This window comes from Janthinobacterium lividum, from assembly GCF_011601275.1.
Taxonomy (GTDB): Bacteria; Pseudomonadota; Gammaproteobacteria; order Burkholderiales; family Burkholderiaceae_D; genus Janthinobacterium; species Janthinobacterium lividum_E.
On sequence record NZ_JAAOLY010000005.1, the window covers coordinates 223172 to 235529 of the forward strand.

Annotated in this window: 14 protein-coding genes; 7 read left to right on the forward strand and 7 right to left on the reverse strand. The window is 61.7% G+C overall.

Annotated features, from left to right (window positions below):
* The first annotated feature begins 97 nt into the window (after positions 1 to 97).
* Positions 98 to 790 (forward strand): DUF3334 family protein, encoded by a 693-nt coding sequence (locus GYK42_RS10030; RefSeq protein WP_034756036.1) that lies wholly within the window; start codon positions 98 to 100, stop codon positions 788 to 790.
* Positions 791 to 849: 59 nt separating this feature from the next.
* On the opposite strand, the gene GYK42_RS10035 is transcribed toward GYK42_RS10030, so the two are convergent.
* The 3 genes from GYK42_RS10035 to GYK42_RS10045 all read right to left on the reverse strand — a co-directional run bounded on the left by GYK42_RS10035 (position 850) and on the right by GYK42_RS10045 (position 2654).
* Positions 850 to 1296 carry a GNAT family N-acetyltransferase gene (locus GYK42_RS10035; RefSeq protein ID WP_166447391.1) on the reverse strand — a complete coding sequence of 149 codons (447 nt, stop codon included), beginning with the start codon at positions 1294 to 1296 and terminating at the stop codon, positions 850 to 852.
* Between the two features lie 48 nt (positions 1297 to 1344).
* The gene (locus tag GYK42_RS10040) at positions 1345 to 2016 is read right to left on the reverse strand and encodes a hypothetical protein (RefSeq protein ID WP_166447392.1); all 672 of its coding nucleotides are present in this window, start codon (positions 2014 to 2016) and stop codon (positions 1345 to 1347) included.
* Positions 2017 to 2105: 89 nt separating this feature from the next.
* On the reverse strand, positions 2106 to 2654 hold the full coding sequence (locus tag GYK42_RS10045) for a DUF2939 domain-containing protein (protein WP_166447393.1): 549 nt from the start codon (positions 2652 to 2654) through the stop codon (positions 2106 to 2108).
* A gap of 209 nt (positions 2655 to 2863) precedes the next feature.
* Here GYK42_RS10045 and GYK42_RS10050 point away from each other — a divergent pair, with 209 nt between their 5' ends.
* The 4 genes from GYK42_RS10050 to GYK42_RS10065 all read left to right on the forward strand — a co-directional run bounded on the left by GYK42_RS10050 (position 2864) and on the right by GYK42_RS10065 (position 7381).
* The gene (locus GYK42_RS10050; RefSeq protein ID WP_034756044.1) at positions 2864 to 4462 is read left to right on the forward strand and encodes an ABC-F family ATPase; all 1599 of its coding nucleotides are present in this window, start codon (positions 2864 to 2866) and stop codon (positions 4460 to 4462) included.
* Between the two features lie 164 nt (positions 4463 to 4626).
* Entirely contained in the window at positions 4627 to 5760 is a 1134-nt protein-coding gene (nadA, locus tag GYK42_RS10055; RefSeq protein WP_034756048.1) for a quinolinate synthase NadA, read from the forward strand.
* Positions 5757 to 6623: a carboxylating nicotinate-nucleotide diphosphorylase gene (nadC, locus tag GYK42_RS10060; protein ID WP_166447394.1), complete on the forward strand. Its 867-nt coding sequence runs from the start codon at positions 5757 to 5759 to the stop codon at positions 6621 to 6623. The genes nadA and nadC overlap by 4 nt, the downstream gene beginning before the upstream one ends.
* Positions 6623 to 7381: a substrate-binding periplasmic protein gene (locus GYK42_RS10065; protein ID WP_166447395.1), complete on the forward strand. Its 759-nt coding sequence runs from the start codon at positions 6623 to 6625 to the stop codon at positions 7379 to 7381. The genes nadC and GYK42_RS10065 overlap by 1 nt, the downstream gene beginning before the upstream one ends.
* A gap of 42 nt (positions 7382 to 7423) precedes the next feature.
* Here the strand turns inward: GYK42_RS10065 and ypfJ are convergent, their stop codons facing one another.
* On the reverse strand, positions 7424 to 8317 hold the full coding sequence (ypfJ, locus tag GYK42_RS10070) for a KPN_02809 family neutral zinc metallopeptidase (protein WP_166447396.1): 894 nt from the start codon (positions 8315 to 8317) through the stop codon (positions 7424 to 7426).
* A gap of 153 nt (positions 8318 to 8470) precedes the next feature.
* Here ypfJ and GYK42_RS10075 point away from each other — a divergent pair, with 153 nt between their 5' ends.
* Entirely contained in the window at positions 8471 to 9364 is an 894-nt protein-coding gene (locus GYK42_RS10075; RefSeq protein ID WP_166447397.1) for a GNAT family N-acetyltransferase, read from the forward strand.
* A gap of 9 nt (positions 9365 to 9373) precedes the next feature.
* Here GYK42_RS10075 and GYK42_RS10080 read toward each other — a convergent pair whose 3' ends face one another.
* The gene (locus GYK42_RS10080) at positions 9374 to 10072 is read right to left on the reverse strand and encodes a DAPG hydrolase family protein (protein WP_166447398.1); all 699 of its coding nucleotides are present in this window, start codon (positions 10070 to 10072) and stop codon (positions 9374 to 9376) included.
* A 107-nt stretch (positions 10073 to 10179) separates the two neighbouring features.
* Between GYK42_RS10080 and GYK42_RS10085 the strand changes: the two genes are divergently transcribed.
* Positions 10180 to 10863: a TetR/AcrR family transcriptional regulator gene (locus GYK42_RS10085; protein ID WP_166447399.1), complete on the forward strand. Its 684-nt coding sequence runs from the start codon at positions 10180 to 10182 to the stop codon at positions 10861 to 10863.
* Here the strand turns inward: GYK42_RS10085 and GYK42_RS10090 are convergent.
* Together GYK42_RS10090 and GYK42_RS10095 are read right to left on the reverse strand one after the other, a co-directional pair.
* Entirely contained in the window at positions 10826 to 11506 is a 681-nt protein-coding gene (locus tag GYK42_RS10090) for a DNA alkylation repair protein (RefSeq protein WP_166447400.1), read from the reverse strand. The genes GYK42_RS10085 and GYK42_RS10090 overlap by 38 nt on opposite strands.
* Before the next feature lie 57 nt (positions 11507 to 11563).
* Positions 11564 to 12340 carry a peptidylprolyl isomerase gene (locus GYK42_RS10095; protein ID WP_034756072.1) on the reverse strand — a complete coding sequence of 259 codons (777 nt, stop codon included), beginning with the start codon at positions 12338 to 12340 and terminating at the stop codon, positions 11564 to 11566.
* Between the last annotated feature and the right edge of the window lie 18 nt (positions 12341 to 12358).

Consider the following 12358-nt stretch of genomic DNA (forward strand, 5'->3'; position numbering starts at 1 on the left):
GTGAAGTCGTCCGCTTGCTGAGCGAAACGGTCGTGTTTCGGCTCGCGGCGGACAGGGAACAGTGCTGTCATCTTTAAAATAGTAGGAGAGGTTGCTCATGGATGCAGAAAAGGATGTTGTGTACGGTACAGAAGATTTGTTGATGAGTTTGTGCAACTCGGTGGTTCGGGTGCTCAACGTTGCAACGCAAAGCAAGGTCAATTACTCAGGCATGGTGCAGCGCATCACCAAGACGGGCCTGAAGCCGGACATCGGCTGCTTCGTGATGTTCGATGGCGGTTTCACGGGCCTGGTCGTGCTCAATTTTGCCGCCGATACGGCGATGGAAATCTACGAGCGCTACATGTTGCACATGGGTATGCCGAAGTCGGAGCTGGCCAGCTTCTACACGTCGGACGAAGTGTCGAACATCATGGGCGAGCTGATGAACCAGATCGTCGGCGACTTCACGGGCAAGGTGCGGCGCGAGCTGCAAACGAACATCACCCAGAGCCAGCCGAAGATGCTGGTGCTGAACAAGCAGGTGATGCTCAGCGTCGACACGCCGCTGGATCGCCCGGAAATGCGTCGCGTCACTTTCTACACGGAAAAGAACAATATTTTCTACCTGGAACTGGCGATCGACCGTACCGAGTTCATCAAGCTGCACGATTTCGATTCGCGCGAAGTCGACGCCGACTCGCTGATGGATGGCGAATTCGCGAACCGCGAACGTAACGCCGCCCCCGCGCCTGCGGCGGAACCGGAAGACGACGACAACGCCGACCTGCTCAAGTCGCTGGGCATGTAAGCAGCGGTATCGGAGAGCGGCCGGCGGCCGGTTTGCCGCCGGCCGCTGCCGTATACAGCTTACAAAGTCTTGCTCATGAAGATACGGCTCGTGCCTTCGGGACTGCAGGCGATGTCGCCGAAGCGGCGCCAGCCGCGACGCTCGTAGAATTCGGGCGCCTGGAAACTGATGGTGTACAGCACCGCCGAGGCGCAGCCGCGCCGGCGGCCTTCCTCTTCGAACTGCGCCAGTATCTGGCTGCCCAGTCCCAGCCCCCGCAAGGCGGCGGGCAAATAAAACAAATCGAGAAACAGCAGGCCCAGCGAGGTTCTACCCATGGCACCGCCCAGCACCCGCTGGCTGTCGCGGTCGCGCACGACCACGCTCAACACCTGCCTGTCCTGGTATCGCGTGATCGCATCGTTATAGGCGTTCAAGCCGTCGAGGATGGTTTGCTCGACCTCCGCATCGATCGTGGCGCTGACGGAAATGGTGTAGGGCAAGGCCTGGTGCTGGTTGGCGGGCATGGCGGGCAGGTGAATAGTCGATAACTGTATGAATATACAGTACCTTGACTATTTCTGTCCATTTTGTTGCGGCAATATCAATGTTTCCATGCGGCGCATGCCCACCATGCCGCTGTGCTGGCTGTCATCGAGCGACCAGTATTCGAGCGCATACGCATAGCTGCCATCGATGATGGTCAGCGATTCCTTCTGGCGGCCGTTGGGCATCTTGTAGTACAGGCGCCGCGCGGGCCTGCCATCGACCGTGTGCCTGAACGTCTGCGGGCTGAGGGAAGCGCGCTTGCCCGCCTTGCCCGCCATCGACATTGCCGTGATCGTCACGTAAGCGCGGTCCGGGCAGCGGGCCAGCAGGTGGGCGCCGCTCAGGACGGTGGGCTGCGTTTGATCGAGCGGCAAGCCGAATGGATGTACGCCGGCGATATCCTGGCACCCCATCTGCTGCGCCAAGGTACTTAGCACGGCCGGATCGAGCGCGCCGGTATAGTGTTTTTCGGCGGTTTGAGCCTGGCCCAGCGCCAGGCGGCGTTCCAGTTCGGCCAGCGAGATGTCGCTGGGCACGGGCAGCGGCGCGGGTGCGTCGGGATCGGCGGCCTTCGACGTTTCCGCCTGCATGCGCGAGGCAACGGAGTGGCTGCTCCCGGATGTGCCATCGAGGGCGTGGGCGAATGGCGCGGCGCTGGCAAGGGCCATGGCCAGCGATAAGGCCGTGTGTTTCAGCATGAAATTTCCTGCAATCTGATCCAAGTGGCACGCATTGTGTCTCAGATTGCCTGCGCATGCGCGTTCCTTGCTTCCTTGCTTGATTCCTTCTAACGTGCGGCCATCGCCGACGCAATTTCGATCGAACTCAGTTTCCAGTCCCACACGCCATGGCGCTGCAGGACCAGCGCGCCGTCCTGCGCAGTGCCGTCTTTCGCCCGCACCACGAAGGTGTTCAAGCCGGCATAGCCTGCCGAATACTCGGCCTTTTTCTGCGCGCCATCGGCGGGCGCGTCCGCGTTCGTATTCACATCCGCTTGCGGGCTGACGGCGCTCTTGTTGACCAGCGCGACGACGCCTGCTGGCGAGACCATCGTGTCGACCATCTTGCCCAGCATGGCGCCGGCGATCGACTGGCCCAGGGCGGCCAGCGGGTTGTCGCTGCCGGCGGTGGCCGCGATGCTGCGCGCCATGCTCGCCTCCAGTTGCGTCTTGATACTGGCGCGCAGGGCGGGAAAGTCCACGTGTTCGGCCAGGGCTTCGGCATTGCGTTCGGCCAGAGCGGTCTTGATCTGGTGCAGGGCATAGTAGGGCGAAGCATAGGCGGTGGCGACGACGGCAACGGCGACCACGGCCGCGGCGATGGTGATTTTTTTCAAGTGAAGCCTGTGAGGTGGAGGGTAGAAACGGATGGCACGCAGCGTATCTGCTAAATGGAAGTACGGCAATCATATTTTCTTGCCATTATTTCTCCGCATGCACCCCGGTGGCCCTTGGCGGACCACTATAGAGTGATGATGGTGGGTGCTGTATAATGGGAGAAAAGTACTTAACTAGCTGTTTTAACTGAATAAAGACCCGAAATCACATGCTTTCAACCGCAAATATTACGATGCAGTTTGGCGCCAAGCCATTGTTTGAGAATATCTCCGTCAAGTTCGGCGACGGCAACCGCTATGGCTTGATCGGCGCCAATGGCTGCGGCAAGTCGACGTTCATGAAGATCCTGGGCGGCGACCTGGACCCGTCGGGCGGCAACGTCATGCTCGATACCAACGAACGCCTGGGCAAGCTGCGCCAGGATCAGTTCGCCTTTGAAGACATGCGCGTCCTCGACGTCGTCATGATGGGTCACACGGAAATGTGGGCCGCCATCCAGCAACGCGACGCGATCTACGCGAACCCGGAAGCGACGGACGACGACTACATGCAGGCGGCCGAGCTGGAAGGCAAAGTGTCCGAATACGACGGCTACACGGCCGAATCGCGCGCCGGCGAACTGCTGCTGGGCGCCGGTGTCGCCATCGACCTGCATCAAGGTCCGATGAGCAATGTGTCGCCAGGCTGGAAGTTGCGCGTGCTGCTGGCGCAGGCGCTGTTCTCGAACCCGGACATCCTGCTGCTCGACGAACCGACGAATAACCTGGACATCAACACGATCCGCTGGCTGGAAGACGTGCTCAACGAGCGCAACTCGACCATGATCATCATTTCCCATGATCGCCACTTCCTGAACCAGGTGTGCACCCACGTGGCCGACATGGACTACGGCACGCTGAAGATTTATCCAGGCAACTACGACGAATACATGTTCGCCTCGACCCAGGCGCGCAATCAGCAGCTGGCCAACAACGCGAAAGCAAAAGACAAGGTTGCCGAGCTGCAGGAATTCGTGCGCCGCTTCGCCGCGAACAAGTCGAAGGCCCGCCAGGCGACTTCGCGCGCCAAGCAGATCGAAAAGATCAAGGTCGACGACATCAAGCCATCGTCGCGCGCCTATCCGTTCGTGCGTTTCGACGGCGAAAAGAAATTGCACCGCCTGGCAGTGGAAGTCGAGAATATCTCGAAAGGCTTCGACCGCCAGCTGTTCAAGAACTTCAGCATCATGGTTGAAGCGGGCGAGCGCATCGCCATCATCGGCGCCAACGGCGCCGGCAAGACCACCATGTTGCGCTGCATCGCGGGCGACATCGCCGGCTTGCAGCCTGATCAAGGCCGCGTGAAGTGGGCGGAAAACGCCAACGTCGGCTACATGCCGCAAGATCCGACGGAAGATTTCGCCAAGGACACGAACCTGACCGACTGGATCGGCCAGTGGACGAAAGAGGGCGACGACGACCAGGCCGTGCGTTCCATCCTGGGCCGCTTGCTGTTTGGCGGCGACGATGTCAAGAAGGCTGTCAAGGTGCTGTCCGGTGGTGAAAAAGGCCGCATGATGTACGGCAAGCTGATGCTGGGCCGCCACAACGTGCTGATGCTCGATGAGCCGACCAACCACATGGATATGGAATCGATCGAATCGCTGAACATCGCGCTGGAAAAATACGCGGGCACCTTGATCTTCGTATCGCATGACCGCGAATTCGTCTCCTCGCTGGCCAACCGCATCATCGAGATCAAGGAAGATGAAGTGGTCGACTACCGTGGCAACTATGAGGATTACCTCAAGAGCCAAGGTATTGATTAATTATGTAGGGTAACGTTGCGTCGGATTACGCGCTGTGCGCTAATCCGACAATTCCGGCCAGCGAGGCCACCCAGCACCACACCGACGCGCCGCGGTCCATTCGTTCCGGCGCACCTGCTTCATTGCAATCGTGCCGGTCTATCCCGTTTTTGTTTGACACAGCCATGCAAACTTTAGCCATCAAATCCGTCGAGTACGAACATCCACAAGACGGAGCCAGCTGCACTGCCCACGCCTGGGCACGCACGCCAGCGACGCCTTCCCCGGCTGAAAAAGCCGAACTGATCACGCGCATCAAGCGCCTGCTGATCGAGCGCGAAGCCGTGCTCGTTGCCCACTACTACGTTGATGCCGACCTGCAAGACCTGGCCGAAGCCACGGGCGGCTGCGTCTCCGATTCCCTGGAAATGGCTCGCTTCGGGCGCGACCATCCTGCCAAGACTCTGGTCGTGGCCGGCGTGCGTTTCATGGGTGAAACGGCAAAGATCCTCAGTCCCGAGAAAACCGTGCTGATGCCCGACCTCGACGCAACCTGTTCGCTCGACCTCGGCTGCCCGGTCGATGAATTCACGGCCTTCTGCGATGCGCATCCGGACCGCACGGTGGTGGTGTACGCCAACACCAGCGCGGCCGTCAAGGCGCGCGCGGACTGGATGGTGACCTCGTCCATCGGCCTCGACATCGTTGCTCACCTGCATGCGCAGGGAAAGAAAATCCTGTGGGCACCCGACAAGCACCTGGGTTCGTACATCCAGAAGCAGACGGGCGCCGACATGCTGCTGTGGCAGGGTAGCTGCCTCGTGCATGACGAATTCAAGGGCATCGAACTCGATCTGCTCAAGGAAGAGTATCCGCAAGCCAAGGTGCTCGTGCACCCGGAGTCGCCCGCGAACGTGGTGGCGCTGGCTGACATGGTCGGTTCCACGTCGCAAATGATTGCGGCAGCGCAAACCATGGATACGGACACTTTTATTGTTGCCACCGACAACGGCATCCTGCACAAGATGCGCGCCGCTGCGCCAGGGAAACGTTTCATCGAAGCGCCCACGGCCGGCAACAGCGCCACGTGCAAAAGCTGCGCACACTGCCCGTGGATGGCCATGAATGGCTTGCTGAATCTGGCGCAGACGCTGGAAAACATGCACAACGAAATCCACGTCGATCCCGCCGTCGGCCAGTTGGCCGTGCGCTCGATCAACCGCATGCTCGACTTCGCCGCCGCCAAGAAGGCGGGCCTCAAGCCGGGCGCTGACCTGGCAAAAGAAACCACATTGTTCCAAGGAATCGGTCCAGCATGAGTACCCTCGTCAATTCTTTCGCTCCTTTCGATCCGGCCCTGGCGCGCGCGTTCGAAGGCAATTTGCTGGCCGCCTTGCTGGAAGATGTGGGCCAGTGCGACCTGACGGGCGAGCTGGTGCCGCCCGACCATATCGTCACGGCCCGTGTCATCGTGCGTGAAGCGGCCGTGCTGTGCGGCGCACCGTGGTTCGAAGGCATCATGAAAAGCCTGGACCGCAACATCGATATCGCCTGGCATTACGCCGAAGGCGACATGATGACGGCCGACAGCGTCGTCTGCACGATCGAGGCGCCGGCGCGCGCCTTGCTCACGGCCGAGCGCAGCGCCCTCAATTTCCTGCAGTTGCTGTCCGCCGTCGCCACGGCCACGCGCCAGTATGTCGACGTGATCGCCGGCACCAAGGCGTCCATTTTAGATACGCGCAAGACCTTGCCGGGCCTGCGCCTGGCGCAAAAGTATGCGGTGCGCGTCGGTGGCGGCAAGAACCAGCGCCTGGCCCTGTATGACGGCATCCTGATCAAGGAAAACCATATCGCGGCGGCGGGCGGCGTCAGCCAGGCCCTGGAAAACGCGCGCAACCTCGATGCGGGCGTGCCCGTGCAAATTGAAGTGGAAACCTTGGCGCAATTGCGCGAAGCGCTGGACGCGGGCGCCGTCTCCGTCTTGCTCGATAACTTCAGCAACGACATGATGCGCGAAGCCGTGGCAGTGACGAACGGCCGTGCCTTGCTCGAAGCGTCCGGCGGCATCAATTTCGACACCGTGCGCGCCATTGCCGAAACGGGCGTGGACCGCATTTCGATCGGCAGCCTGACCAAGGATGTGCGGGCCACCGATTACTCCTTGCGCATCGTCGGCTGATGGAAAAAGCAGGGCGGCGCCTGCTGGCCTTGGCGTTGCTGTGGCCGGCACTTGCCGCGCCTCTGCAGGCACGCGAGCTGCTGGCCGTCGGCGCGCAGTTCGAGCGCGTGTTCGAATACCAGGACAGTGGTGAATATGGCGGCCTGGGCGCGGAACTGCTGCGCCTGATGGCGGCGCGCACGGGTAACACCGTGCGTTTTCGCATGGTGCCGTGGGCGCGCGCGCAAGCCATGCTGGTGCAGGGCCAGGCCGATATCCTGATCGGTCCCTACAAGACGCCCGAGCGCATCGCCAGCATGGCGTTTTCCGACAAGCCGTTTTACCAGGATCAGATGGTGTTTTATACGCGCCAGGACGCCAGCTTCGGCTGGGATGGTGACTACGCGGTGCTGAAGAACCGCAGGGTGGTAATGCTCAATGGCTGGGCCTATGGCGCGGACTGGGAAAGAGTGCGGCCCGATTTGCAGGTCAGCGTGGCCAACAATGTGGAAAATGGCTTGAAGATGCTGGTGCACAATCACGTGGACGTGTTTGTCAGCAACCGCCGCAATACCGACCCCGTCATCGCCCGCCTGGGCTATGGACGTCAGGTAAAACCCCTGTCCAGAATCATCGAACTGCAAAACGGCTATTTCGCCTTCCCCCGCTCGCCCACTTTCGACAAACTGCGCCTGCAGTTCGACCAGGAAATGAATAATCTGATCGAGACGGGCGAGTTGAAAAGACTGGGCAAACGCTACGACGTGACCGTGCCCTGATGGATGCGCATGCCGGCCCGCAGCGCGGCATGCGCGGGTGCTCTACAACTGGCGTGCCTCGAACGTGTTGCACTGGGCGATCTGGCCGCTCTCGATGCCCTTGCTAAACCAGCGTACGCGCTGATCCGAGGTGCCATGCGTAAACGAGTCCGGCACGACATGGCCTTGCGACTGGCGTTGCAGCGCATCGTCGCCGATGGCCGTGGCCGCTTTCAGGGCCGCTTCCACGTCGCCCTGTTCGAGGATCTTGCGGTCGGCGTTCGCGTGATACGCCCATACGCCGGCAAAGCAGTCTGCCTGCAATTCCAGGCGCACGGACATGGCGTTGGCCTGGCGCTCCGAGGCTGTGCGGCGCGCATTGTCGACCTTCTCGGACAAGCCCATCAGGTTTTGCACGTGGTGGCCCACTTCATGCGCAATCACGTAGGCTTCGGCAAACTCGCCCGAGACCTTGAAGCGTTGCTGCATCAAGTTGAAGAAATCGAGGTCCAGATAGACTTTCTGGTCGCCGGGGCAGTAGAAGGGCCCGCTGGCGCTCTGGCCCGTGCCGCACGCGGTCGGCGTGCTGCCCGAGAACAGGACCAGCTTGGGTTTTACGTAGCTGCCGCCTTCGGCCTTGAACAGGGCGCTCCACGTGTCTTCCGTATCGGCCAGCACGGTTTTCACGAAGCGGGCCATCTCGTCCGATTCGGGCGGTTGGCGCGCCGGCGCCTGGCTTTGCTGGGTGCTGACCTGGCCGCCACCGCCGCTGAGCAGGTTCAGCAAGGTCAGGGGATTGACGCCCAGCACATACGAGCCGACGAGGGCGATGACGATGGTGCCGATGCCGATCGAGCGCCCGCCAAAACCAAAGCCGCCACCGCCGCCGCCTCCACCGCCGTCTTCGCCACGGCGATCTTCCACATTGTCGCTTTCGCGATTGCCTTCCCATTTCATGATATTTACTCCTGCTGCGATTTGCGATTGATTGGTGACGCCTGAATATGTTTCTTGCGACGAATCTTGTTATTATCGCAGCAAACCGCGCTGCGACAGGGGTGACAATGTTACCCTTTGCAACTTTCCACCTACTCCACGACAGGTACACGCATGGCGCTTGCCAACGATACACTCATTTCGCCAACGGCGGTGGTCCAGGCGCAACTGGACGCCTACAACGCGCACGACGTGCCGGCCTTGCTAGGTATCTACGCCGATGACGCACAGCAATTCCAGCATCCCGACAGCTTGCTTGCCCAGGGCAGCGCGCAGATCGGCTCCCGTTTCAGGGCCCGTTTCGCCGCCAGCCGGCCGCGGGCGCAGTTGCTCAACCGCATAGCCTGCGGCAAGCTGGTGATCGACCATGAAATCGTCCATGGCGACACGGACGATGGCGTGTCGGCCCAGGAACTGGTGGCGACGTACGAGGTGGAGCAGGGCCGCATCGCGCGCGCCTGGTTCAGCTTTGGCGCGTTGACGCGCTTGCGCGTGGCGCTGCCGGCCGACGTGCCGGACATGAATGCGCTGATCGCCCGTTCCGGCGTGGCGCTGAGCGCGGGGTTTTATACGCGGGAACAGGCCGAAGCCGTGACGCGCCATGTGTTCGGCGTCGATACGCAACTCGTTGCCGACCGGACGTATTTCGTGATCGAACGCGACGGCGTCATGCTGGCCTGCGGCGGCTGGAGCCAGCGCGCAACCCTGTATGGCGCCGACCGCGCCAAGAGCGGGCCTGACCCGCTGCTCGATCCGGCCAGCCAGCCTGGCCGCATCCGCGCCTTCTTTGTGGAGCCTGCGGCAGCGCGCCAGGGCCTGGGCAGCATGCTGATGCGCCATTGCGAACGCCAGGCGCTGGCCGCCGGTTTTGCCGCCCTGGAACTGGCCGCCACCTTGCCCGGCGTGCCGCTGTACCTGGCCAGCGGCTTTGCCGTGACGGAAGAGTTTCACCTTGACTTGCCCGATAACATCAAGCTGCCGCTGGCGCGCATGCACAAGCAGTTGTAAAACCATGTTTTACCAGGGCAGCGGCGCCTTTTCCCCGTTGGCATGCTCGCCGTAATACAGCGACGGCAGGAAGCGCGACAGATAGGTAAATTCGCTGTAGCAATGGCGCAGCAAATTCAGGCCCAGCACGTCGGGCACGTCGCGCACGGGATTCAGGCTATTGCGGCCCAGCAAGAAGCGACTGCGCAGCACGCAGCCCGTAGGCGTGTCGCGCGTCAAATGCAGCATCTCGCCATCGAGCGGGTCGCCCTGCGGGTCCAGTTGCACGTGCTCGCCAAAGCCGATGCGCGCGCAGATGGCGGCAGAGAGGGCGCCGCTCTCCTTGGCCTGCCGCAGTTGCGCCGGATCAAATACTTCCTTCGGATCATGGAACTTCAGCTTGGCTTTCACGGGCGGTATGTCGCCCAGGGACTCCACGGCCTCAATCGAGGCGCCATAGTAACTTGCTCCCTTTTTCCACGCGCTGTTCCAGCCGTGATGGGCCACGTGATCGTGCGGATGCCACCACTTGATGTGCTGCGTCGTTTCGAAAAAGGTAAACCACCAGTCCAGCATGCGCCCGCTGCAGCCGTGCAGTTCCGTGCGCGCCGCCACCAGCAGGCAACCGTCTTCAAGGCGCGTGATGCCCGTTTCCAGGCGCAGCGGGAACGGGTCGAGCAAGTCGCCCGTGCTGGTGATGCTCCATGGAAATTGAATATGTTGCGTCATGTCGTTCTCCTTTGTTGGGGTGAGTCGATTATATATTAAAGAAACGCATTACGTTTCCTAAATATATTTCAGTGTAAAATTGTCCATCGATCAAGCTTGGAGTCGGCATGCAGGAAGAAGAGAGCAAGGCTGTGCGTGGACGGGGCCGCCCGGCGCGCCCGCCCGAGGAAGCGCGCGAGGCGGCAGTGCAGGCGGCCACCTGGCTGCTGTTGCACGAAGGCTATGCGGCCACGACCATGGAAGCGGTGGCGCGCCACGCGGGCATGGCCAAGAAGTCGCTGTATCAGTACGCGGCCAACCGCGAAGAACTGGTCGCCCTGGTGGTGCGCGGCTGGACGGACGCCTTTTTACCGGCCATGGCGCACGATGCGGCCGGGCCCGGCGAAGTGCTGCCATTACTAAAAGAGATCTTGCAGGCGATGACGGCGCGCGTGCTGACGGCCGACGCCGTGGACCTGTTCCGCCTGCTGTGCACGGAGTTTCCCGCGCGCGCGGATTTGCTGGCCGTGTATCAGCGCAACGGCATCGAGCGGGGCACGGCTCTGCTGGCCGAGTGGTTGGGACGCCAGGCCGCGCGCGGCCATCTGGCGTTGCAGGATGGGCACGATGGGCATGAAATGGCCGGCTTGCTGCTGGCCATGGTGATCGCCGAGCCGCTGCGGCAGATGGCGCTGGGCTTGCTGGCACCCGTGCCGGCCTGGGATGCCGCGCCCCGCATCGATGCGGCGCTGCGATTGCTGGGTGGTCAGTCGTTCAGCGTGGCTGGTGTTTCAGTGCTTCGCGGTAGCTGAGGGGAGAGAGCCGCTGGCGGTGCTCCGTGGCAAAATCCAGCACGGCTGCCGGTGCATGACGCGCGTAATCGCGCAAGGCCCAGCCGATGGCCTTGCGGATGAAAAACGCGTCTTCGTGGGCCAGCATCAGCGCCGCGTCAAATAGCCAGCCGGCATCCGTGCTGGTGCGCCAGCCCAGCTGGTGCAGCATGGCGATGCGGCGCAGCCAGAAGTCTTGGTGGCGCAGCGCGCCATCCATGTGCGCGTGGCCGTTGCCGCCGCGCTGGCGCTCCGCCTGCAACACGTCGCCGACGATGCCCGTCATGCCGTCGACGCTGTCCCACCACGCCCGCTGGCGCGCCAGGCCGAGCAGGGTGGGGATGTGCCCGATGTGCAACTGGCGCCAGTGCAGGGCCAGCATGTCGAGCGCCACGTGCTGGTATTCACGCTCCGGCTGCTGCCACAGCAGCTGCGCGTGTTCCAGCAAGGTCGCGGCATCAATGCCCTTCAGGCCCGCCAGCAAGCCCCTGGCGGCCAGCCGCCGCTGCGGCGCTGCCACGCCCAGGAAAACGAACTGGTCGCGCATATAGGCCTGCATGGGCGCCGCACGGCCCGGGTCGGCAACCGCTTCGAGTGCGGCTCTTAATTCTTCATGCAGATTCATGGCATCTCCAGGCATAAAAAAAGCGCTCCGTAGAGCGCCTTTTCATCTTCGTCCGTATTACTGGATCTTTGCCTTCTTCATCAACTCGTCGCGGTAGGCGGCCAGTTTCTTCTGTTGCAGCGACTCGGCCACTTGGCCCTTGACTTCTTCCAGCGCCGGCAGTTTCGTCGGACGGGTTTCTTCCAGCTTGATCACGTGGAAGCCGAATTGCGACTGCACCGGCGTTTGCGTGACCTGGCCTGGTTTCAGGGCAACCATGGCGTCGGAGAATGGCTTCACGTACGAAGCCGGGCTAGCCCAGTCCAGGTCGCCGCCATTGGCTGCGGAACCGTCTTTCGATACTTTCGCCAGTTCTTCGAACTTGGCGCCGCCTTTCAGCTTGGCGATGATGTCTTTCGCTTCGGCTTCGGTGGCGACCAGGATGTGGCGTGCATGGTATTCCTTGTCGCCCGCTTGCGCCTTGAACTTGTCGTACTCGGCCTTGATTTCAGCGTCCTTGACGGGGTTCTTCTTGACGTAGTCGGCCAGCAGGGCGTTGATGATGATGCTTTGACGGGCATTGTCGATCTGCGACTTGACTTCCGGACGCGTGCCGTAGCCTTGCTTGTCGGCTTCCTGGATCAGCACTTCGCGGCCGATCAGGTCTTTCTTGATGGCTTCGCGCAATTGCGGCGAATCAGCTTGCTTGCCTTGGGCGACGACTTGCTTGACGACCTGGTCGACGCGCGACGATGGGATGGCCTTGCCATTCACGGTGGCGACGTTTTGCGCGAACGCAGGGATCGCTACGACGGCGACCAGGGCTAAGATCAGGCGGGCTGGCTTCAAAATCATGTTCATTCCTAATAAATA